Here is a 22441-nt window from a genome sequence, read left to right as displayed (position 1 = left end):
AAAGCAGATCGGCGCGCCCGGCCGACGGCGCTCAAACAGGCTCCCAGCCGAGCACGACGACGGAGCAATCGCGGCCGATGCATCGCGACGGTCCTGCCTCCATTTTCTCGCCATCGAGTGCGGAGAGAGTGCGCGCACGCGATGAGTTCGGTCGAGTAGGTCAGGGATGGACGTCGGAGAGCAGCGTGAGCGCGCCCACCACGCGTGGGAATTCGCGCTTCAGCACCTCGTGAGCAAAGGCTGCGACGAGATCGTGGCGCTCGAGACCATGGGCGAGGTGGCATTCAGGAGCTACGTCGACCGGCACGGCTCGGCGGCCACGGCGAATTACCTCCGCCTGCTCGCCGAACAGGTCGAGCATGCCGACCGCGAATTCGCCGCGGCCCTGCTGCGGGGGTGAGCCTCGCCCGGCCGGCGATCCGGCGATCCGGCGCCGGGACGCGGGCCCGGCGCGGCGCCGATCGCCGCGCGAGTCGACCGTTAACGGGATGTTAACTGGTCAACGCGACCATGGTCCGGCGAGTCGCGCCCTCGCCCCGGGACGGGCCCGGGGCCCGCGCCCGGCCGACCGCGTCCCCGCTCCGTCCGGTCCGGGGGGACGGCGCCGCGGATCGGATCCCGGTCCGGCGCGCAGAGGCCTTCCGCATAGATTTTAAGCCACTTGGCCTATGCCATCGCGGCTACACGTTTCGCAGTGTGCGGCTAGAGCATCAGCACGGGTTTTTTTCCCAACCTCCGCGTGCAAGCCTTGACTCAATCCTGAGATGACGAGGCTGAGGAATGAGCGCTCTCGCGACGACCGAGTCGGCTTGGTCAAAATCCATCCCGCTGCATCACACCGACATTCCCAGAACTTCCGCACTGATCCAACCGCACTCGAGGGGATCACTGATCCCGCGCGGCCGCGCGTTGTTCTGGGAGGGCGATACGCAGGCCCACAAGATCGAGATCGTCGAGGGTGTCGTGCGCGCCGTTCGGCTGTTCGACAACGGGAACCGGCAGATCCTGGCCTTCTTCTGGTCCGGCGACGTGGTGATGCCGTCGCAGGCCGATTGCCAGCACTTCACCGCGGAGGCCGTCACCAACTGCCGCGTCCGTCTCTCCGCGGTCTCGAACATCTGTCAGAGCGGCGAGCGGTGCGGCGTCCACCAGGTTCTCGCCGAGACATTGTCGCTGGTCTCGCAGATCAGCCAGAAGAGCGGCATGGCCCGCATCACCTCCTTCCTCCTGACGATACGCAAGCACCTGCCCAGGGATCCCAAGCTGCCGTCCGCGCAGCGGCTGCTGATCTCGCGGGCCGACATCGCCGACCACGTCGGCACGTCCCTCGAAACCGTCTGCCGCACCTTGGCGGAGCTGAAAGCGCGCAACCTGATCGACATGCCGAACCGCAAGACGATCCGGTTCCTCGACCTGCCGGGCCTCCATCACATCGCCGGGGATTGATGGGTGATCGCCTGCAGGCCTTGAGGATATTGGGTTGGGACGATGAACATCACGCGACGTTTGATCCTCGCCGACGAGTTGCCGCGCTACAAGCAAGGAGAAGACGCAGAGCCCGTGAGCGTTCCCGGCTCGCTCGGGGTTCTCTCGCCGATCATCGCCCTCGTCGACATCGTCTTCATCGTGACTCTGGGCACCATCTGCTTGTCGGCACTGAACGGGCGCGACTTGTCAGTCGCGTCGAATTGGAGCCACTGCGCGCCGTCGAGCGCTGCCCTGGCGGTCACCTACTCGATCTTCGGGCAGACCTCGAACTTGTACGCGGCCCCGAACCTGCTGAAGCTGAGGTGGCAGATCCAGCAATCGTTGGCGACCTGGGTCGCCAGCTTCCTGTTCCTGTCCTTGCTCGTGTATTTTCTCAGGGTGGGGACGTGGCTCACCTACGGCGAGTTGCTGGCGGTGTTCGCCTTCGGCGGAGTCGGGGTCGTCGCGTCGAAGCTGTCGGCGGTCAAACTCTGCCGCCACGTCACCGAGCAGCGGGCCCTGAGTTCGTACCGGGTCATCATATCGGATTACTCGCTGGAGGCCGCGAGCCATCCCTATCTCCAGCAGATCAACAAGTACGAGTACACGACGCCCAAGCATTTCGTTCTTCTCGACGCCCAGGATCCGGATGCCGGGCTCGATCGGGCGCGAGATGTCCTCAAGGACGTCGTAGATTTCGTGCGGGCGCACGATGTCGAGGAAATCCTGTTGGTGATACCCTGGAACAGATCCGAATTGATCTTCGAAGTCCAGGGTCAGCTGCAGGTTCTTCCGGTCTCGGTCAAGCTCGCGCCGGATATGCGGGCCAATCAAGTGCTCTCCCACCCCGCGTTCAATTTCGGGCCGATCAGGGTGATCGAGCTTCAGCGGGCGCCCCTGAGCGTCACCGAGCAATGCGCGAAGAACCTCATGGATCGCGTCCTGGCGGCGGCCGGCCTGTTCTTCCTGGCGCCGCTGATGGCGATCGTGGCGCTCGCGATCCGGCTCGAGTCGAAGGGCCCGGTCCTGTTCAGGCAGACCCGCACCGGGTTCAACGGCCGGCCGTTCACGATCTTCAAGTTCAGAACGATGACCACCTGCGACAACGGCGCGGTGATCGTCCAGGCCACCAGGGGCGACCGGCGCGTCACGGCGCTGGGACGATGGCTGCGCAAGTCGAGCATCGACGAGCTGCCGCAGCTCCTCAACGTCCTGCGCGGCGAGATGTCCATCGTCGGGCCGCGCCCGCACGCCCTCGCGCACGACAACGAGTACAACCGCCTCATCGCGAGCTACGCGGCGCGGCACAAGATGAAGCCCGGCATCACCGGCTGGGCGCAGGTCAACGGCCTGCGGGGCGAGACGCCCGAGCTCAGGATGATGAAGCAGCGGGTCGACAGCGATCTCTGGTACATCGAATCTTGGTCGATCTGGCTGGATATCCGCATCATCCTGCTGACGGTCCTGCGGGTTCTCAAGTCTGAGAGCGCCTACTGAGCAACTCCTTGCCGAATGGGTCGTCGGTCCGGCCGCGGCTTTGATGCGCGCTGGAGAAGCCGGCCGGCATTTCCGTGCGCTCCCGCGCGGAGAGCGCGCCGGAAAGGAAGCGGATCCGCGCGCGACGGGGCCGGATCCCGTCCTGAGGCGACCCCGAGGCCGACCGCGTCGGTGCCGCGTGCTCATCCGCGTCCGCAACGCCGCGCCAAACTTCGCGGCGCGGCGCGCACAAGGGAGGCTGCCGTGCCTGAACAACCGATCGGACATGATCTGCTATGGTCGAAGCTGGTGGTCATCATCCTGGCCTTCGCCGCCAGCTCGGTCGTCGGCTGGACGCTGCTCTGGCTATGGGCATTGGTGAACGTCCTGCGCCGGTTGCTGAGCTAGTGCCGCGGCGGCGGTGCCGCGGCTGCGCGCGGACCTGCGCGCGGTTCGAGAGTTCGCCGGCGACGGGGGCGCGACGCGATCCTGCGCGCACGCGCGGCCGGCGCCCGACGTCCACGGTTCAATCGAGGATTCGCCGCCCATGATCGTGTCCGAGACTGACCTTTCGGGAGTGTACATCGTCGACATCGATCCGAGGCGCGACGAGCGAGGTCACTTCGCCCGCATCTTCTGCACCCAGGAACTCGCTGAGCGAGGCCTGATCCATCACATTCCGCAAATAAGCTTGAGCTACAACATCAAGCGCGGCACCCTTCGCGGCATGCATTTCAAGTACCCGCCCTACAGCGAGACCAAATACGTGCGCTGCGTTCGCGGGAGGATCTTCGACGTGGTCGTCGATCTCCGCCCGGAATCGCGGACCTACCTGGGCCATCTCTGTGCCGAACTGTCGGCCGAGAACGGGCGCTGCCTCTACATTCCGGAGCGGTGCGCGCACGGCTTCATCACTTTGGAGGACGATAGCGAAGTGATGTACATGATCTCCGCACCTCACGCGCCCGACGGGGAGGGCGGCCTCGTCCACGACGATCCGCGGCTCGCGATTCCCTGGCCGATCCCGGTCGAGGTGATATCCAGGCGCGACGCCGAGTGGCCGGCGCTCGCCGAGGTCGAGGACGCGGTGCGGTCGCGCATGGCGCTGCGCGGCCCGGAGCCGCGCCCGATCGCGTCGCAGTCGGACGCTGCTCTCGGCCGGTGACGGTGCCGCGTTGTCTTCGACGAACCGGGATCCACGTCGTCCGACCACGCGCCGGGCGGCGGAATCGTCCCGACGCCGGCCGCGCCCGGTCGGACGGGGAGGGGCCTCGCGGCCGCGGTGCCGCGCCGCGCGCGGCGGTGAGCGCGCGCGCCCGGGCCGGAGCGGGCCGGTTCCCTCAGAAGAACGAGGGCGGCGGCCGAACCTCCTGCGGAAACCGGACCGCCGACTTGACGGCCGTCAACTCAAGCTGAGGCCCAAACAAGTATGTCATTTTCAGCAGACACTATGTCTGAACAGGAGAGGTTGGATGCTTGATCTCGAGAGCGTCGATTTGGACACCGGCAAGCACGAATCGCACACGCCTTCGAACCGGACAGCGCACTGCCGATTCTGTCAGACCAAACTCAGCAATGTATTCGTTGACCTCGGTCTCTCGCCTCTGGCCAACAGCTATCTTACGGAGAAAGATCTCTCCAAGAACGAGCCGTTTTTCCCTCTGAAGGTGTTTGTCTGCGACGAGTGCTTCCTGGTTCAGTTGGAGGAGTGGGAAGCTCCGGAAAATATATTCAGCGATTACGCGTATTTCTCGTCCTACAGCGAGTCGTGGCTGCGCCACGCGCGGGACTACGTCGAGGCGATGACGGCGCGGTTCGGCATCGACCAGACCTCCCACGTCGTCGAGATCGCCAGCAACGACGGCTACCTCCTGCAGTACTTCGTCGAGAAGGGCACCCCGGTGCTCGGCATCGAGCCCGCCCAGAACGTCGCCGCGGTGGCGCGCTCGCGGGGCATCCCGACGCGGGTGGAGTTCTTCGGTCAGCGCACCGCGCGGGCGCTGCGCCGCGAGGGGCTCGAGGCGGATCTGCTGATCGGCAACAACGTGCTCGCCCACGTCCCGGATCTGAACGACTTCGTGAGCGGGCTCAGGACGCTCCTGAAGCCGCAAGGCGTGCTGACGATGGAGTTCCCGCACCTCCTCCGTCTCTACGATGAGCGCCAGATCGACACCATCTATCACGAGCACTTCTCGTACTTCTCATTGATCGCGGTCGAGAAGGTCTTCGCAGCGCACGGGCTGACGGTGTTCGACGTCGAGGAGGTGCCGACGCACGGCGGCTCACTGCGGATCTTCGCGCAGAACGCCAAGACCGGACAGCAGCCGATCTCCGCGCGCCTCGGCGAGCTGCGCGACCGTGAGATCAAGGCCGGCTTGTCGGACATCCGCACCTACCTGACCTTCGCCGAGCAGGCGACGCAGATCAAACGCCGGCTCCGGGACTTCCTCGTCGAGGTGAATCGGGCGGGCAAGCGCGTGGTGGGTTACGGGGCCCCCGCCAAGGGCAACACGCTCCTCAATTTCTGCGACGTCGACGCCACGCTCGTCGAGTACACGGTCGACCGCAACCCCTACAAGCAGGGACGCTTCCTGCCGGGCACCCACATCCCGATCTACGAGCCCGAGCGGATCAGCGTCACGAAGCCGGACTACATCCTGATCCTTCCGTGGAACCTGAAGGACGAGATCATCGAGCAGCTGTCGTTCACGCGCGAGTGGGGCTGCCAGTTCATCATCCCGATCCCGGATCCGCAGGTCGTGCCCTGAGCCCGCCTTCGCCCGCATGGACGTGCCTCCGGCAGCAAAGTGGATCGCATGGTCAATCAAAGCCTGAGAGCCGAAAGGCCATTCGATGACGCGGCGCCGCGCCTGATGGCGTCGGAGGGCGGTTCGGCGATGTTCGACCTCGTCGCCGAACTCTACCCGATCTGCCGAAGCATCACCGGCAGGGGCGTGCGCGAGACCCTCAGGGCCCTGTCGCGCTTCGTGCCCCTGACCGTCGTCGAGGTTCCCTCCGGGCTGGAGGTGTTCGACTGGACCGTTCCGCTGGAGTGGAACATCAGGGACGCCTACATCAAGGACAGGAGCGGAACTCGCATCGTTGATTTCAATCGCTCGAACTTGCACGTCGTGAGTTACAGCCTGCCGATCAGGCGAACGGTCGGTCTCGCCGAACTCAAGACGCATTTGCATACCGATCCCCTGTCGCGCGGATCGATCCCGTATCGAACGTCCTATTATGCGCCGACCTGGGGATTCTGCCTCAGCCAGGACCAGCTCGACGGCATGCACGATGACGAGTACGAGGTTTGCATCGATTCGACTCTCTCACCCGGTCACCTGACGTACGGCGAGTTCCTGATCAAGGGTAGGTCCTCGCAGGAGGTCCTGATCTCGACCCATATCTGCCATCCGTCGCTCGCCAACGATAATCTGTCGGGAATCGCCGTGGCGACCGCAGTCGCGCAGCGGCTGAGCGAGATGGACCTGCGCTACTCGTACCGCTTCCTGTTCATCCCAGGCACGATCGGGTCGATCACGTGGCTCGCCCTGAATCACGCGCGTCTCGACCGCATCAAGCACGGCTTCGTGATGTCCTGCGTGGGTGACGGCGGTGCGCCGACCTACAAGCAGAGCCGCGGCGGCGAGGCGGAGATCGACCGCGCTTGGGCCTACGTGCTCGGTCAGGGCGGCGGCGAATTTCGCCTGCGGCCCTTCTCGCCCTACGGCTACGACGAGCGGCAGTTCTGCTCGCCTGGCATCAACCTGCCGGTCGGGTGCTTCATGCGGACGCCGCACGGGGAGTTCGCCGAGTATCACACCTCCGGGGACGATCTCGGCTTCGTCCGGCCGGCCTCGCTGCGCGACTCGGCCCTGAAGGTCATGTCCGTCATCGACGTCCTCGAGAACAACCTCGCTTACGTGAACCAGAAGCCGTTCTGCGAGCCGAGACTCGGGAAGTACGATCTCTACGAGAATGTCGGGGGAGGGAACGCCTCCGACTACCGGATGGCGCTGCTCTGGCTGCTCAATATGTCGGATGGCGCGCATTCGGTGCTCGACATCGCGAGCCGCGCGGGCCTGCCGTGGGAGACCGTGAAGGCGGCCCTGCGATCTCTGGAGGCGGCGGGGTTGCTCCGGGCCGTCGACGCGCCCGCCCTCGCCGCGGGAGCGGGCGCGCCCGGCTCCTGGTCGGCATCCCCGGTCACGGTGACGAGCGCCTGACCGGATTCGGCGTTCCGGGCGCGGCGAGGGGCGGCCGGCTGCGACCGAGTTCGGCACACGGGCACGCGCATGATCGGCCCGCGCGGCGGTGACGGTGCGGCCGGAGCCCCGAACCGCCCCCGATCACGCGTCGCGACAAGCTCTCGACCGCACGGGCGCTGAACAGGGCCAGCAATTTGACGCCCGTCAACTTCGTCGCCACCGGGCCGAATATCACTTATTGGACCGATGTGCCTGTCATGCTCACGCTTATGGCGCCGGCAGGACGGCAAGTCCCCACTCGATGTGAACTCGACTGCGAAATGACGATACGCCGACGTCGCTGCCCCCGACTTGCGGCTGCACCCGGAACTGCTGCGCATGTCACGGACACGATGCAGACAATACGTTCATGAAAGCAGAGCAAGATGAGAAAGAGCGACATCTTCGTATTTGGCTTTCGCGGATTTCCGAATGTACAAGGAGGCATCGAGACCCATGTCGAGCACTTGGCCCCCAGGCTGGTCGAGCTCGGCTTCGCCGTGACGGCCTGCAGCCGGTCGCCCTACGTGGGAACGCCGCGCGAGCGAACCTGGAAGGGTGTCACGCTGCTGAGGATCTGGACGGTCCGGCAGACCTACCTCGAGACCCTGATGCACTCGGTCGCCTGCGCCCTGGTCGCGGCCTTCCGCCGGCCGCGGCTGGTCCACGTCCACGGCATCGGTCCGGCGCTCGTCACGCCCCTGCTTCGCCTCTTCGGCTTGCAGGTCGTCGTCACCCATCACGGCGAAGACTACAACCGCGAGAAATGGGGTCGGGCGGCGCGCTCGGTCCTGGTTCTCGGTGAGTATCTCGGGATGAAGTTCGCCAACAAGCGGATCGCGATCAGCCGCAACATCTGCGATCTGATCCAGTCGAAGTACGGGCTGACCTGCGAGCTGATCCCGAACGGCGTCGAGGTTCCGGACCTGCCGACCAACGACGGACGCATCCGGGAGCTCGGCTTGCGGGCCGGCCGCTACGTGCTCACGATCGGCAGGATCGTTCCCGAGAAGCGGCAGCTCGACCTCCTCCGCGCCTTCCGCAGGGCGGGGATGGCCGACTGGAAGCTCGTCATCGTGGGTCAGGCGGACCACGCGAGCAGCTACGCCGAACTGCTCGCCTCGGAGGCGGCGGGCGACGCCGACGTGGTGATGGCGGGCTACCGGACCGGGGAGACCCTGGCGCAGCTCTACGCGCATGCCGGGCTCTTCGTCCTGCCCTCGTCGCACGAGGGGCTCCCGATCGTTCTCCTGGAAGCCTTGAGCTACGGCATCCCGACGCTCGCGTCCGACATCCCGTCCAACAGGGAGGTGATCAGTGATCCGACGAGGATCTTCAAGGTCGGGGACATCGAGGATCTGTCGACCAAGATGGTCGAGATCGTCGGCGTGTCGGTCGACCAGACGGCCCGCGAGGCCATCCGCCGCAACGATGCCAGCCGCTACGACTGGGCCAAGATCGCCCGCCGCACCGCGGCAGTCTACCGCGAACTGGCCACGGGAGGCCAAGATTCCGCGCCGACCTACCCGACCTCGGCGGGGACCGAGATCTCCGACTCCAAGCTCACCTAGAGCGGGCTTGGTTCCGGGCGCGAGCAGGCCCCGCTCCGGGTCCTCGGTTCTGCCGCTTTCCCGGGAGACCGGCGCCGCCCTCGTCGGACGATGCGCTCGCCGCGCCGACGCGTCGATCCACACCCTGGTCCCCGCGAGGCCGTGCCGTCACCGGCCCGCGCCCCGATCCCCCGAAATGCGGACAGCGACGCATGCCTGAGCAAGACCGCCCGTACACGAGCGCGTGGGTTCGCGGCTATTTCGGCATCCTGTGCACCGCGCTGGTCGCACTGAACGGTCTGACCTTCATCTATCACGCGACGGCGATCGGGCTCTTCAACGCCCTGAGCGTCGGCGTCGGCGTGGTGCTGGTGGCGTATTCTCTCATCGTGTCGATCCTCTGCACCGACTCGAGTCACAGCGCCAAAAATTTCCTGCTGATGGCACTCATTTTCGCCACGATCAGCGCCCTGTTCAACATGACATCTTTAGTTTTGTCAGATTTCATCAAATATATCTCGGTTTATGTTTTTTACGCGGCGGGCCGGAGTGACCGATCGCCGATCCGCGGCTTCGAGAAGTTCTCCCTCCTCGTGCTCTTCGCGCTGCCGATCGTCTTCATGGCGATCGGGAAGAGCAAAGTTTACGAGATCGAGATCGCATTGCGGGGGCATCAGGAGGCGATCGGCTACATCTATAACCAGAACACTGCCGTTCTCTACTATTGCTCGATCTTGTTCGCGGCTGCTCCTATGCTCGGCCGGTACGCGATCGTGCTGCAACTCATCAACGCGGCGGTGATGACGAAGATCGGCGCTATTCTGGCGACTTTGCTTGCCGTGACGCTGTGGATCGCCGTGCCGGTCCGCAAGGAGTCGGTCCTGGCCGGGATCTTCATCGCCTTCGTCTGCGTGGCCGCGTTCTCGCTCGGAGCCTTCGATCGCGTGATCGCCGCGCTGGACAACCTCTCGCTGGTCTTCAGCATGCAGCCGCAAGCCCTGGTGTCGATGCCGTACCGGGATCTCGTCGAGCTCACCGGCTCCACCGACCTGTCCTCCTTCTTCAGGCTCATCCATTGGTCGAACATCTGGGACGTGTTCGTGTCGAACCCCGCCAACTGGCTGGTCGGATACGGCCCGGGGCAGACCATCACTCTCACCTATTCGGCGCTGGCCCCGCATAACGACTATCTGCGCGTGCTTGCCGAGTATGGCCTGCCGAGTCTCATCGTGTTCGTCTGCTTCCTCTATCACGTCTGGAAATCCCTCGGGAACGGCCCTGAGAGGGTCCTGTTCTTGGTGCTGTGTGTTTATTTTTTCTCGGAGAACCTGATCGAGAGTTTCTCCTCGATGGGTCTGTTCTTCGCCTATGCCGGGCGGACGACCCGGCGGTTGGGCGCGGAGCCCGCGCGCGAGTACGGCGCCCGCGCGCGCCGCGGGGATGAGCCGGCCGGACACGGCGCCGGCGGCCTGCTCCCGGACGGGCCCGAGCCCGCCCTGGTGGCGACCCCGACGCCTCGTCCCTGAGGCGACCCGGCGGCCGTTCGGCTCGCCGTCGCTCCCGTCCGCCGCGCCCGGCTCCGAGGCGCCGCGGACGGTGCCGTTCCCGCGCCGCCGCCTCGCCCGACGACCTCCGGCTGACCGGCTGCGAAGCGAGGCGCGCGCTGGCCGGCGCCGGCCCGCGGCCGCCCCGCACTCCGCGCGGATCCCTGGTCGCCGCTCCGCCGCGCGTGCCGGCGGCGATGGGGCGGACCCCCCCGGCTCCGCCAGGCGGATCGCGCAGGGGAGGGGGAGGGCGGTCACCCTGGCGGGTCCTCCGCGGCCCGCGCCCCCCTTGGCGAGGCCGACGCGCGCCGTTCCTCCGGCCAGCTTGGCCGCGGCCGGTCGCCGCAGCGCGGCCGGACCGAACCGTCCCCAGAGGCGTTCCGGCAACTCCGCGCGACCGCGGGCGCGGCGCGCCGCCCCAGGCATCTCCCCATGGCAGCGGTCGCCAGATTCCGAAGCCAGCACAGGCATCTGCAGTACTGATTGTATTCTGCCGTACCTTTAGGTGGCTTACGCGCAATTCTGCCTCATTCCGGGGGCTGGTAACGAAAGGCTTGATCGTCAGTTTGGATCGATATATGTCGGCCAACGCACCGCCAAGCTGCGCGGATGCGTCATCTGGGCCGGACATGCGAGCGCCGCCCTTGCGAATACGCTCCATGTGCGTTGCGTAGCCCATCCTACGTTGCGGATGGACCTGGCCCTCCTGCACCATTCCTTTCAGGTGCACCAATTTAAATTGGAGATATCGAATGGCGTTGTCGATTAACGAGGTTCTGCGGCAAAACACGGCCGGCAACAGCGAAGCGGCGCCGCTCGGCGTGCCGACCAGCTACTCGTGGTATGACGGTGTCGACCAGTTCAGGCCCGGGGCGCCCTCCGGCTTCACCGCCGTCACGGGGTGGGGCCAAGTCTACCAGGAGGCCGGGGCACCCGCCTACAGCAACCCGAGCGCCCGCGTGCAGGTCGCCAACACCCAGACCTTCGTCCATATCAAGTCCACCGGCGAGTGGGTTCAGGTCCAGAACCAGGCCGGCAACGCCATCGCGGGCGGCCATTTCGGGAACGACTTCGCCGGCAACACCGCCACCGCGATGCCCGTCAGCACCGGCGCGGACGGCACCGCGACCTTCGACGTGCCGTCGGCCAGCTACAACGACCATTTCTGGCCGACCGCGCGCGGCACCTTCGCGGCCAACGCCGTCGACGCCGTCTACGTGCAGATGGACATGCGCGTCACGGATCCCAACCTCCACCTGATCGCCAATATCGGGGCGGACTGGTGGCGCGACGCGTCGGCCGGGTTCGTGGACGGCTTCGCCAACAATCCCGGCTCGGGCATGAACAACTGGGTCAAGCTGACGACCGAGTGGAAGACGCTGGCCTACGTCTCGGACAACGCCGTGCTGCAGGCCGACCCGCCGCCGGTCGTGACCGGCGCCGCACCGGCTGCCACCGTCACGCCGACGCCTCAGCCGGACACGGTTCCGACCGTCGCCGCCCCCGCGCAGCCGGACACGGCGCCGGCCATGACGCCGCCCGCGGCGGCGGCCGACGTGAACCTCCTGGTGAACGGCTCCTTCGAGCAGAGCGCGGTGGCGCCCGGCCAGGGCGCCGCCTTCGACGCGGTTCCGGGCTGGCAGGCCATCTCGGGCGGCAAGATCGAGCTGTGGAACCAGCTCAACGGGGTGTCGGCGACGGACGGCGCGAAGTTCGGCGAGCTGGACTACCTGGGCGCCCAGGACGGCCTCACCCAGACCGTGAAGACCGCGGCCGGCCAGAGCTACGCCCTGAGCTTCGACGCGCGCAACCGCCCCGGCCTGAGCGCCTCCACCTGCAGCATCGAGGTGCTCTGGAACGACAAGCTGATCGCGACGGTGCCGCCGGGCAGCGACTGGAGCCGGTACAATTTCCCGGTGGTCGGCACGGGCCAGGACGACCGGCTGACGCTGCGCGAGGTCGCGAGCCAGGGCGGGGACGGCCTCGGGGCCCTGTACGACAACGTCAGCCTCGTCGCGACGGGCCCGGCCGCTCCGGCGCAGTCGACGGCGCCGGCGACGGTCGGCGCCGGGTCGGACCAGCTCCTGCTGCAGATCAGCCAGGACGCCTACCAGGGCGACGCGCAGTACACGGTCTCGGTCGACGGGCGCCAGGTCGGGGATACGCAGACGGCGCACGCCTCGCACGCGGACGGCAAGGCCGACCAGCTGCTGGTGCTCGGGGATTGGGGCGCGGGCGGGCACACGGTGTCGGTCAACTTCCTGAACGACGCCTGGGGCGGCACGCCGGGCACGGACCGGAACCTGTACGTGACCGGGGCGAGCTACAACGGCGCCGACGTTGCCGGGGCCGCCCACTCGCTCCACACGTCCGGGGCGCAGAGCTTCACCTTCGGCGCCTGACCGGGCCCCGATCCGGACTTCTCTCCGGGACGATCCCGGAGACCAACGGTCCGGGGCGGCACGGCTGCCCTGGACCCTCTCCGCACCGGGACGCTGCTGAAGCGCGGCGTCCCGGTGAGCCGCTGATCAGGTCGGCGGGCCGAGCGCCGTCGCCGAGCCTCTTGGGCGGATCCCTTGGCCGACCGGGAATCAGCGGCCCGGTCAGGCGCCGAGCCGCGGCCCGCACGGGCTCGGGATCCGAAGTGAATCATCGCGCCTTTCCCGCCTCCCCGACGGTGGGGACGAGGCCGAATGCGGCGGATCGCCCCCTCCCGCGGGAGGACGCGGCTGGACCAGCCCCCGGCGCAGGGAGCACCGGTTCGCCGTCCGGATCCGGCCATCGCGCGGACGCGCAGTCGCGTCCCGGAAGGTCGCCCCTCCGATGCGGAAAATTCGGTCGCATCAAGGGCCTATCACGCGGTCCGATTGCGCCGCGACCGGATCCTGCTCTAGAACAGGGCGCGATTGCACCGTGATCGACCCCGGTTTCAGAGTGTCCACGGCGCGCCGTTCTCCGCGCGAGGGGGTGGGCGGGCATCCGCAGCCGCCGCCCTCACCCCCGCGCCATCCGATCTCCCGCATCGCGCACGCCAGGCAATCCGAATGAGACATGGAGAGATCCACCGCACGGCGGCCCGGTCCGTTGTCTGGATGGCCCTCCGCGTCCAGGGACCGATTTGGGAAGCCGATTGGCCGCAATACCGGGACGGCTCCGACTGGGCGGCGGCGAGCACCGAGTCATGCCACGCGGTCGTCGTGTGGCAGCGCGCGCGCGGTTGGATCCGGCGCCGGCCGGCGCACTTCGCCCTGCTGACGATCCCGAGGAAGGGCCAGCCGCTGGTGGAGCGGTACGACACCTACGAGGCGGCGATGGCCCGCCTGCGCGAGATCGTGCCCCTGCGCGACCAGCCGTGCAGCGTGCAGCCGATCGCGGGACCCGCGCGGAGCCAGGGACCGAGCAAGCACCAGGTGCTGCGCGCCGAGGCGAGGCTGAGGAGGGCGGTGTGGATGTCGGCCTGGCGCCCGTAGCGATTCGCCGTGACGGGGACCGCCCCCGCCGACCCGACCGGGGCCTGAGGTCGCGTTCCCCCGGCCGGCTCGGCCGCACCGGCGGCGCGGCGCCGGCCGGACCTTCGGCGGCCCGCCTCGGGCCGAGACCGGGCACGGGTGACTGGCCGGGTGCGCGGGCGGATCGGTCCCGCCGCGGGGCAGGCGCAACCGTTAGGTGCAGGTTCGCGGGTGCTGCGGCGCCGCAGGAGGGGACGCACGGGATTCCGCGCCGCCCCTGGGGAGCCGGTTCGGCGATGAAATCGGCGCGACCCGCCTCGGGGCATAGATCGACGGATCGATAGTTGCACCGGCAGGGTCGATTGATACGCTCGAGGACAATCTGCTGTGGGCCGAGCCGCAGAAGATTTTGTCTGCTCGCTAACGTGCAGCGTCATCGTTAAGTGCGGCCGCTTAGTGTGCAGTGCGAGTGGATGCCCGGCACTTGCCCGCTTATCAGCCGGACGACAAATCTCGTGTGAAATCGCTACCGCGACGCAACAATCGAGTTGATCTTGCAAAGAGTAACATCCAAACTGAAATGCGTAAACTTATAACGGCTGTGTATTTAAGTATTTACGTTGCTACCGTGGGAGAGAACCTGTCCAGACCATGCGTCACAGAAAGGTCGGTGCATGGCTAGAGTATATTTTGTAATGAGCGAACTTTGTCCACTATAGGATGCGATTGATGCCTTATTGGCATTTGTATCGCCCGCCATTCTCACGGGATAGGCAAGCTGTGCTTTTGCCGCCAGCCTTGACAAAATCTAGATCGCTGCGGATAATTTGAATGTATTAACATGGCATGTTGGCGTCAGGTGTATCGAGGACAATGAATTCAACCGCTGGTGAGGCTGAGGTGAGGTATACAGATGTAACTAGGTTTAACAAGCTCTTGGATTTGGTGCCGACGTGAAGATCGGGAGAATCGTGCCGTGCCTGAAATCTTGCTTGTCGATGAGCACAGTGTCTACCGCGTCGGCCTTCGTAATATTATTGAAGCTAACCTTGACAAAGTCCGTATTACCGATGCCTCATCGCTCGCTCAAGTCGATAAAAATTTCCAAGCCGATCTTGTCCTAATAGATGCATTTAACTTGAGCAAGGAAGCGCTCGAACGCATCAAGGAAATGCGTGTTGCCTGCCGCAGTATGCGATTTGCCGTGATGTCATCCTCGAATGCACGCTCGGACGTCTTGAATTGTCTGTCTGCGGGATTTCATGGCTTCATTTACAAGATGCAGCCCGATAGCGAGCTGATCAGAGCGATCACGGACCTCCTCTCGGGGCGGATCTACGTGCCACGATGGCTCGCGGATGGGGACGACGTCAAGCCGAACACCCCCGCGTCGATTGCCCTGCCGAGCGACCGGCTGAAGCTGACGCCTCGTCAACACGAGATCCTGCCTCTGTTGGCCCAGGGCATGTCCAACAAGGAGATCGCCAACTCCCTGAACATCGCCGCGGGCACGGCGAAGATCCACACGGCGGCGCTTCTCCGCGCGCTCGGGGCGCGAAACCGGACCGAGGCGGCCTTCATCGCGGCCAAGCTCGTGGGCGGCTCGCCGCAGACGGAGACCCGGGCCGGCAACCCGTTCATCATCAGCGGTTTCGGCGAGCACGCGGCCGGAGGCGTCGCCGTGCATTTCCGAAACGGCACCTATTTCTGAGTTCCACCCCATCGAGGTCCGCTCGACCGCGACCCGTTTCGGGCGCGCCGCCGCTCCGGGAGGATGATCCGGTCGGGCCGACTCCGCCCGCGTGCCGGATCGCCCGCACGCGCCGCGCCGCCCCAGCCCGCCGGGAACTGCCCCGGGAGCCCCGCGAGGCGTGACCGCCGACGCGGCGCGGCAGGAGCGACGGGCCGAGTCCTGATCCCGCGCGCGGGCCCCGGAGGGTCCCTGCCGGGCGCTCCTCATCCACCAAAGGTGAAGCTCTGCGGCCCGGCCCCGTAGAGCGAGTGGGCGGCCCCGGCAACGTCAGCGCCGTTGTAGCTCGCCCCGGTCACGTACAGGTTCCGGTCCGTGCTCGGCGTGCCGTCCCAGGCGTCGTTCAGGAAGTTGACCGACACCGTGTGCCTGCCCGCGCCCCAATCCCCGAGCACCAGCAGCTGGTCGGCCTTGCCGTCCGCGTGCGAGGCGTGCGCCGTCTGCGTATCCCCGACCTGGCGCCCGTCGACCGAGACCGTGTACTGCGCGTCGCCCCTGTAGGCGTCCTGGCTGATCTGCAGCAGGAGCCGGTTGGAGCCGGCACCGATCGTCGCCGCCGGCTGGACCGGATCGGTCGCCGTCGCCGAACCGGGCGCGGCGAACGCGAAGCTCTGCGCCCCGGACGTGTGGAGCGAGTGGGCGGCCCCGGCAACGTCGGCGCCGTTGTAGCTCGCCCCGGTCACGTACAGGTTCCGGTCCGTGCCCGGCGTGCCGCCCCAGGCGTCGTTCAGGAAGTTGACCGACACCGTGTGCCCGCCCGCGCCCCAATCCCCGAGCACCAGCAGCTGGTCGGCCTTGCCGTCCGCGTGCGAGGCGTGCGCCGTCTGCGTATCCCCGACCTGGCGCCCGTCGACCGAGACCGTGTACTGCGCGTCGCCCTGGTAGGCGTCCTGGCTGATCTGCAGCAGGAGCTGGTCCGACCCGGCGCCGACCGTCGCCGGCGCCGTCGACTGCGCCGGAGCGGCCGGGCCCGTCGCGACGAGGCTGACGTTGTCGTACAGGGCCCCGAGGCCGTCCCCGCCCTGGCTCGCGACCTCGCGCAGCGTCAGCCGGTCGTCCTGGCCCGTGCCGACCACCGGGAAATTGTACCGGCTCCAGTCGCTGCCCGGCGGCACCGTCGCGATCAGCTTGTCGTTCCAGAGCACCTCGATGCTGCAGGTGGAGGCGCTCAGGCCGGGGCGGTTGCGCGCGTCGAAGCTCAGGGCGTAGCTCTGGCCGGCCGCGGTCTTCACGGTCTGGGTGAGGCCGTCCTGGGCGCCCAGGTAGTCCAGCTCGCCGAACTTCGCGCCGTCCGTCGCCGACACCCCGTTGAGCTGGTTCCACAGCTCGATCTTGCCGCCCGAGATGGCCTGCCAGCCCGGAACCGCGTCGAAGGCGGCGCCCTGGCCGGGCGCCACCGCGCTCTGCTCGAAGGAGCCGTTCACCAGGAGGTTCACGTCGGCCGCCGCCGCGGGCGGCGTCATGGCCGGCGCCGTGTCCGGCTGCGCGGGGGTCGGCGGGGTCGGGTCCGTGGGGGCGGTGACGGTCGGGATCGTGTCCGGCAGGGGAAGCGGCGTGACGGTGGGTTCGAGCGCGGCGCCGGTCACGACCGGCGGCGGGTCGGCCCGCAGCACGGCGTCGGAGGAGCAGTAGGCCAGCGTCCTCCACTCGGTCGTCAGCTTGGCCCAGTTGTTCATGCCCGCGCAGGGATTGTTGGCGAAGCCGTCCACGAACCCGGCCGACGCGTCGCGCCACCAGTCCGCCCCGATATTGGCGATCAGGTGGAGGTTGGGATCCGTGACGCGCATGTCCATCTGCACGTAGACGGCATCGACCGCGTTGGCCGCGTAGATGCCGCGCGCGGTCGGCCAGAAATGGTCGTTGTAGCCGGCCGACGGCGCGTCGAAGGTCGCGGAGCCGTCCGCGCCGGTGCTGACGGGCATCGCGGTGGCGGTGTTGCCGGCGAAGTCGGTCGCGAAGTGGCCGCCCGCGATGGCGTTGCCGGCTTGGCTCTGGACCTGAACCCACTCGCCGGTGGCCTTGATGTGGACGAAGGTCTGGGTGTTGCCGACCTGCACGCGGGCGCTCGGGTTGCTGTAGGCGGGTGCCCCGGCCTCCTGGTAGACTTGGCCCCAGGCCGTGACGGCGGTGAAGCCGGAGGGCGCCGCGGCCGTGAACTGGTCGGCACCGCCGTACCACGAGTAGCTGGTCGGCACGCCGAGCGGCGCCGCCTCGCTGAAGCCGACCGTGTTCTGCCGCAGAACCTCGTCAACCGACAACGTCATCGCTCGACCCCCATGAGTTTTTTCGAATCTGCTTTTTTTTTGACGAAGCTACTCACGGTACACAGTCGAAGCTCCGCGCGAGGCGGAGCGCGACGCATCAAGCTCGCGAAAGTCATCGGCCGGTCAGGAACCGTCCGTCAGGTCGTACCCGGCCGGCACACCGCGCCCCCGCCGGAGCGCGCCCGCTCCCGCGATCGGCCTGACGGACGGATTCTGCGGGCTGTCCAACAGCAAGCAGCCTCGGTCGTGGTTCTGAAACAATCTGTCGAAATGGTTAACAGAAGCTTAACGGCAGTCGGCGGCGCCTGTTTATCGCCGCCATCGGCCAAGCGCCGGCCGTGGCATTGTCCCAGCACATCGGTGTCTCTGGGTATGCTGCCGTGGATGGTCTGGCACAGGGGCGCTCGCGCTCCCGGTAGTGCTGATCAAATCTGGCCCTGATCGGTGCCAGAAGGTACGGTCCGGTACATTTCAGCGCTCGCTGGTCTGGGCCGCGCCGCCCCGGCAGGGCGCGAGGCGGCCGCGGGAGCGGGTGGACGCCGCGGCCGGAACGCCGCCCGGCTGGCGCTGCAGCGGGGCGCGGCATCGCGCGCCGAGAGGTCGCCGGTCCGGTCGCGGAGATGATGCGGGACCGGAACCTCTCGCCGCGCCCGCATCGGCCTCGCGCGGCGCGTCGGCCCGGCCGGAGACCCTGCGCGGGGCGATCATCGCGGCATCGGACCGCTCGTCGGTGTCGGGGATCGGCTCAGCGCCGCGGTCGCCGATCCGCCGGCGAGGGCGGCCGGCAAGCGTGAACGGGAGCGCGGTGCCCCGCGCGCCGCGACGGGAGCGCTGCGCGCGTCCGTCCGATCGGCAAGCCACGCTTTCAGGTCGGATGGTTCCTGCGGCGCGAGCGGGCAGCGCCGGTGGGGTCGGGCCCACCGCGGCCGCCGAGGTTCCGCGACGCCGCGCCCGCCGAATCGGTGCCGGGCAGGTCGCGAACGCGGCGGACTCGATCAGGATCGATCGGCAGCGGGATCGGATCGCGCTCTCCCCTGACTGCGCAGGATAGTCCGGGTCCGGCGATCGCCGGCGGGACACGTTACCCCGACAACAACGCTCCCGCTTTACGTGCCGTCGCGCGATCAGATGCGGCTCCTCGACCTGTCACGCTGACACTCGCCACTATTCAGGTCTCGGCGACGAACGGGATCGTCGCCACCACGGCTCCATTCTCGGACCGAATGACGAGCTGCCAGCCGCCGTCAGAGTAATCGAATTTTCCGCTGAGCAGCATCTCGGCGATCACGATTTTGGCTTGTTCAAGAATTTCTTCCAGTGAATCCGCGTCTACACCCTCCTCGTCGCGAATCAGGTTCTCGCTGTCTGACAGATCCACGTAGAAGCGCTGTGCCACATCAGCCCCCATCAACACGCACAAAAGTACCCGATCTGCGCCTACGCAGTCACTACGTAGTTTGCGATAAGCCGCAACTCACTGCCACGGTCAAGCTTGTAACGGCAACGACACCCATTTTGACGCGTTACTAGTGATGGAAGCGCAGGCGGTTTCCTGCTATATGTCAGAAACAAGGCAAAGAACTTGCTCGGGACGCTTGGAACGGAGCGACGCCATGCTCGTTTTGGCCCGACCCTCATCGGGTGCGCGAGCATGCTTGGAGAAGGGGACGGGCGATGTATATACAAGAATTCCTCGAACAAAGAATTTCAGATAGCCCTTCTTCAAAGCGAGCAGACCAAATAAAACAGCACATAAAGAAAATAATTGCAAAGACCACCAAGAGCAAAGTTCAGAACGCGGCGCAGAAAGACTGAAATCGAAACTTTGATACCCGAGGGCTCGCGGCGCGACCCGGCCTGATCGCGCATCGAACGCCCTCCGGGCTTGGCACGGCCGGTCCCCCCCCCGCGTCACGTGCCGGCCGACGCCGATCCCACCCCGCCGAGCGGGCCCGCGCCATCCGCCTTCGAGGCGGCGGCTGCGGGCGCCGCGTCCCGCCCGCGCGGGCTTCGCGCCCTCGGCTCTGCCGCGCGGGCTGCCCGCCGGTCGGCGAGCGGGCGATCCGTCCGAGTGATTCGTCCGAGTGATTCGTCCATGACGCGGCGCGCCGCCACCCTGGCCGGCCACCCTGCCGGGCGATCGCCGATCGCGGACAGGACGGCTGCTCGGGGCAGGGGGCGCGCCGGCGAGAGCGAGCGCCCGACCGGTGCGAGCCCGAGTCACGCCCGGCCCCGCGTCGCTCCGGGACGCGCCCGCCACCGCGCGGCGTCAAGCTTGCGCCGAGACACATCCGCGAAACAGAAGATTGTTGACGGCCGTCAAATCGCCGGCAGGCCGACGCGTTAGGCGTATGTCCGATGCCATGCTGGCGCCCTTGTCTCCGGGGCCGGATTCGGACTGAGAATGTGAATAAAAAGCATTTTCAGAGAACTCATAGGGCGCCGAAATGATCTCAATACGCCAGGATAATCAAATACCGCCCCGGCTCAGCGCATGGTTGGATTTGGCGAGAGGCATAGCCGCAATCGAAGTTCTGTTATTTCACTCGTATCAGCTCTTGTTTCTGGAGAAAGTGCCGGGCGCGGAATACAGTGAGCCGATCAGATACTTGTATTCGTTTGTATGGATGGTGAGCCAGCACGGTGTCGCGGCCGTGATCGTGTTCTTCGTTCTGAGCGGGTATTTGGTGGGTGGGCCGGCGATCGTCCGAGCCAGGACGGGGCGGCTGAGCGCCGCGGACTACGCGGGCGCGCGCCTCTCGCGCCTCTACACGGTCCTGATCCCGTCCCTCGTGCTCTCCGCCCTCCTCTACGTGCTCTCGCAGCAATCGGCGAACTGGTCCACCTTCGCCGTTGCCCACGCCGATCTGTACCACGCGGACCGGCTGCTCGAAGCCAAACTCACGCCCGCCGCCGCGGCATGCAACGCGCTGTTCCTGCAGACCATCCTCTGCCACGAGTTTGCCGGAAACCTCGCTCTCTGGAGCTTGTCGAACGAGGCATGGTACTACGTCCTCTTCTTCTGCTTGCTGAGCATCCGACAGAATGTCCTGTGCCCGCTGATCGCGATCTTCGTTCTTGCCCTCTTCGTCGCGTCGGAGCGCCTGGACGTCCAGGGGACCCATACCGGACTCAAGTTCTTCTTCTATTTTGCGATATGGTGCATCGGCGCGGCCGTGTACGCGGTTCGCGCTCCGGGGCCGCTGATCGGCGCCGCGATCGCGCTCGGCGTCGCGGTCAGCGCCGTCCTCCTCGCGCGGGGTTTGCTGCCGTCCTGGGCCGCGTACCACCTGCAACTGGGCCTGCTGACGGCCGGCGCGATCAAGGCGCTCGAAATCCTCGACGTCGGCGTGACACGGTTGGGAAGCTGGACCGGACTCATCGCGCGGTCGAGCTTCTCACTCTACGCTTTTCACTATCCGATGCTGGTGGCCCTCAACGTCGCCTTCGCGGCGCGAGTCGTCGAGTACAATCTGACCTCAATTCTGCTGTGGGCCACGTTCTCGCTGATATGCATCATGAGCTCCTGCCTGCTGTACCTCCTCTTCGAGCGGCATTCCGGCAAGGTCCGGGCCGTCCTGACCGATATGTTGAAGCGCAGGCACTGGAGGAAGGCTCTCGTCGCGCCGCGCGAGATCAAGCCGTCGTGAGGCGAAGCGACGGAAGGCAGGTGCCGGTCACCCCTCTGCCGCGGCGCAGGGGGGCTCGCGGCGAGAGCCTCAAGGTGTGCCGATGAACGATGTGCTGACCCTCCCGCGCGTCCAGCTCAACGACGGACACGCGATGCCCCAGCTCGGCCTCGGCGTGTGGCAGATCGCGGAGGAGCGTCTTCCGGACGTGGTCGCGGCCGCCATCGGCGCGGGGTACCGCTCGATCGACACGGCCGCGAATTACGGCAACGAGGCCGGTGTCGGTCGGGCCCTGCGGCAGAGCCCGGTTTCCCGGGACGCCCTGCACGTCACCACGAAGCTCTGGAACGACGATCACGGCTACGACGCGGCGCTGCGCGCGTGCGATGCGAGTGCGGCGAGACTCGGTCTCCAGGTCATCGACCTCTACCTGATCCATTGGCCGTGCCCGCAGCGCAAGGCCTACGTCGACGCGTGGCGCGCCCTGGTGGAGCTGCGCAGGCAGGGCCGCGTGCGCTCGATCGGCGTCTCGAACTTCACCGAGGAGCACTTGGCGCGCATCGCCGACGCCACCGGAATCCTGCCCTGCGTGAACCAGATCGAGCTTCATCCTCACTTCCAGCAGCGAGGGCTGCGGGAGGTCCACGCGCGGTACGGCATCGTGACCCAGGCCTGGAGCCCGCTCGGACGCGCCGGCTGCCTCGCCGATCCCGTGCTGCGGGGCATCGCCGACCGCCACGGCCGCACGCCGGCCCAGGTCGTGCTGCGCTGGCACCTGGAGAACGGCTGCGTGGCGATCCCCAAATCGGCCTCGCCGGTGCGGCTCGCCGAGAACATCCGCGTCTTCGACTTCGCGCTCACGGCGGAGGATCACGCCGCCATCGCGTCCCTCGACCGCGCGGATGGCCGCCTCGGCCCCGACCCGGCGACGTTCGGACGGCGGCCGCGGCTCCCGCCCATGCTGCGCCGCCTGCTCCGCCGCGCCTAGAGCAGGGTTCGATCAAGTTGCAACGGAACCCTGCTCTAGGTCTTTGATTTTGCCGCATTCTCTTCGACGAACCGGCA

General features: G+C 66.9%; 17 protein-coding genes. 14 read left to right on the top strand and 3 right to left on the bottom strand.

Annotation, left to right across the window (positions count from 1 at the left end; genetic code table 11):
• The first annotated feature begins 166 nt into the window (after positions 1-166).
• The 12 genes from M446_RS24010 to M446_RS35805 all read left to right on the top strand — a co-directional run bounded on the left by M446_RS24010 (position 167) and on the right by M446_RS35805 (position 15444).
• A complete protein-coding gene (locus tag M446_RS24010; protein WP_012334707.1) occupies positions 167-400 on the top strand; it encodes a hypothetical protein in 234 nt (77 codons plus the stop codon).
• Positions 401-780: 380 nt separating this feature from the next.
• Complete coding sequence (locus tag M446_RS24005; protein WP_012334706.1) at positions 781-1446, top strand: Crp/Fnr family transcriptional regulator; 666 nt, start codon at positions 781-783, stop codon at positions 1444-1446.
• A 114-nt stretch (positions 1447-1560) separates the two neighbouring features.
• Positions 1561-2964, top strand: a complete 1404-nt coding sequence (locus M446_RS24000) for an undecaprenyl-phosphate glucose phosphotransferase (RefSeq protein WP_043701582.1) — start codon at positions 1561-1563, stop codon at positions 2962-2964.
• Positions 2965-3207: 243 nt separating this feature from the next.
• Positions 3208-3351 carry a hypothetical protein gene (locus tag M446_RS38310; RefSeq protein ID WP_012334704.1) on the top strand — a complete coding sequence of 48 codons (144 nt, stop codon included), beginning with the start codon at positions 3208-3210 and terminating at the stop codon, positions 3349-3351.
• Positions 3352-3490: 139 nt separating this feature from the next.
• Positions 3491-4108, top strand: coding sequence for a dTDP-4-dehydrorhamnose 3,5-epimerase family protein (locus M446_RS23995; protein ID WP_012334703.1), 618 nt, complete (start codon positions 3491-3493; stop codon positions 4106-4108).
• A gap of 307 nt (positions 4109-4415) precedes the next feature.
• Entirely contained in the window at positions 4416-5711 is a 1296-nt protein-coding gene (locus M446_RS23990; protein WP_012334702.1) for a class I SAM-dependent methyltransferase, read from the top strand.
• 105 nt (positions 5712-5816) lie between these two features.
• On the top strand, positions 5817-7169 hold the full coding sequence (locus tag M446_RS23985) for a DUF4910 domain-containing protein (protein WP_012334701.1): 1353 nt from the start codon (positions 5817-5819) through the stop codon (positions 7167-7169).
• Between the two features lie 407 nt (positions 7170-7576).
• Positions 7577-8761, top strand: coding sequence for a glycosyltransferase family 4 protein (locus tag M446_RS23980; protein WP_012334700.1), 1185 nt, complete (start codon positions 7577-7579; stop codon positions 8759-8761).
• A gap of 191 nt (positions 8762-8952) precedes the next feature.
• Positions 8953-10266, top strand: a complete 1314-nt coding sequence (locus M446_RS23975; RefSeq protein ID WP_012334699.1) for an O-antigen ligase family protein — start codon at positions 8953-8955, stop codon at positions 10264-10266.
• 770 nt (positions 10267-11036) lie between these two features.
• Positions 11037-12686 carry a carbohydrate-binding domain-containing protein gene (locus tag M446_RS23970; protein WP_012334698.1) on the top strand — a complete coding sequence of 550 codons (1650 nt, stop codon included), beginning with the start codon at positions 11037-11039 and terminating at the stop codon, positions 12684-12686.
• A gap of 690 nt (positions 12687-13376) precedes the next feature.
• Positions 13377-13754 carry a hypothetical protein gene (locus M446_RS23965; RefSeq protein WP_012334697.1) on the top strand — a complete coding sequence of 126 codons (378 nt, stop codon included), beginning with the start codon at positions 13377-13379 and terminating at the stop codon, positions 13752-13754.
• Between the two features lie 955 nt (positions 13755-14709).
• A complete protein-coding gene (locus tag M446_RS35805; RefSeq protein ID WP_012334696.1) occupies positions 14710-15444 on the top strand; it encodes a LuxR C-terminal-related transcriptional regulator in 735 nt (244 codons plus the stop codon).
• Between the two features lie 245 nt (positions 15445-15689).
• Here M446_RS35805 and M446_RS23955 read toward each other — a convergent pair whose 3' ends face one another.
• The 3 genes from M446_RS23955 to M446_RS38305 all read right to left on the bottom strand — a co-directional run bounded on the left by M446_RS23955 (position 15690) and on the right by M446_RS38305 (position 19616).
• On the bottom strand, positions 15690-17747 hold the full coding sequence (locus tag M446_RS23955) for a carbohydrate-binding domain-containing protein (RefSeq protein WP_012334695.1): 2058 nt from the start codon (positions 17745-17747) through the stop codon (positions 15690-15692).
• Positions 17748-18915: 1168 nt separating this feature from the next.
• Positions 18916-19143, bottom strand: coding sequence for a DUF6894 family protein (locus M446_RS23950; protein ID WP_236728710.1), 228 nt, complete (start codon positions 19141-19143; stop codon positions 18916-18918).
• Positions 19144-19469: 326 nt separating this feature from the next.
• Complete coding sequence (locus M446_RS38305; protein WP_168169171.1) at positions 19470-19616, bottom strand: hypothetical protein; 147 nt, start codon at positions 19614-19616, stop codon at positions 19470-19472.
• 578 nt (positions 19617-20194) lie between these two features.
• Here M446_RS38305 and M446_RS23945 point away from each other — a divergent pair.
• Together M446_RS23945 and M446_RS23940 are read left to right on the top strand one after the other, a co-directional pair.
• Positions 20195-21397, top strand: coding sequence for an acyltransferase family protein (locus M446_RS23945; RefSeq protein ID WP_012334693.1), 1203 nt, complete (start codon positions 20195-20197; stop codon positions 21395-21397).
• An 82-nt stretch (positions 21398-21479) separates the two neighbouring features.
• On the top strand, positions 21480-22364 hold the full coding sequence (locus M446_RS23940; protein WP_012334692.1) for an aldo/keto reductase: 885 nt from the start codon (positions 21480-21482) through the stop codon (positions 22362-22364).
• Positions 22365-22441 lie beyond the last annotated feature (77 nt).

Origin of the sequence: Methylobacterium sp. 4-46 (genome assembly GCF_000019365.1) — a bacterium.
In the GTDB taxonomy this organism is placed as follows: domain Bacteria; phylum Pseudomonadota; class Alphaproteobacteria; order Rhizobiales; family Beijerinckiaceae; genus Methylobacterium.
Note: the sequence above shows the minus strand (reverse complement) of the source record. Positions and strands in the feature narration are given on the sequence as shown.

Excerpts from the sequence above, each read along its gene's own strand:
- M446_RS24005 (WP_012334706.1), top strand. The coding sequence starts at position 781 with ATGAGCGCTCTCGCGACGACCGAGTCGGCTTGGTCAAAATCCATCCCG.
- M446_RS23945 (WP_012334693.1), top strand. The coding sequence starts at position 20,195 with ATGATCTCAATACGCCAGGATAATCAAATACCGCCCCGGCTCAGCGCA.
- M446_RS23995 (WP_012334703.1), top strand. The coding sequence starts at position 3,491 with ATGATCGTGTCCGAGACTGACCTTTCGGGAGTGTACATCGTCGACATC.
- M446_RS24010 (WP_012334707.1), top strand. The coding sequence starts at position 167 with ATGGACGTCGGAGAGCAGCGTGAGCGCGCCCACCACGCGTGGGAATTC.
- M446_RS23940 (WP_012334692.1), top strand. The coding sequence starts at position 21,480 with ATGAACGATGTGCTGACCCTCCCGCGCGTCCAGCTCAACGACGGACAC.
- M446_RS23965 (WP_012334697.1), top strand. The coding sequence starts at position 13,377 with ATGGCCCTCCGCGTCCAGGGACCGATTTGGGAAGCCGATTGGCCGCAA.
- M446_RS23990 (WP_012334702.1), top strand. The coding sequence starts at position 4,416 with ATGCTTGATCTCGAGAGCGTCGATTTGGACACCGGCAAGCACGAATCG.
- M446_RS38305 (WP_168169171.1), bottom strand. The coding sequence starts at position 19,616 with ATGCGCGATCAGGCCGGGTCGCGCCGCGAGCCCTCGGGTATCAAAGTT.
- M446_RS23980 (WP_012334700.1), top strand. The coding sequence starts at position 7,577 with ATGAGAAAGAGCGACATCTTCGTATTTGGCTTTCGCGGATTTCCGAAT.
- M446_RS23975 (WP_012334699.1), top strand. The coding sequence starts at position 8,953 with ATGCCTGAGCAAGACCGCCCGTACACGAGCGCGTGGGTTCGCGGCTAT.
- M446_RS23955 (WP_012334695.1), bottom strand. The coding sequence starts at position 17,747 with ATGACGTTGTCGGTTGACGAGGTTCTGCGGCAGAACACGGTCGGCTTC.
- M446_RS23985 (WP_012334701.1), top strand. The coding sequence starts at position 5,817 with ATGGCGTCGGAGGGCGGTTCGGCGATGTTCGACCTCGTCGCCGAACTC.
- M446_RS23970 (WP_012334698.1), top strand. The coding sequence starts at position 11,037 with ATGGCGTTGTCGATTAACGAGGTTCTGCGGCAAAACACGGCCGGCAAC.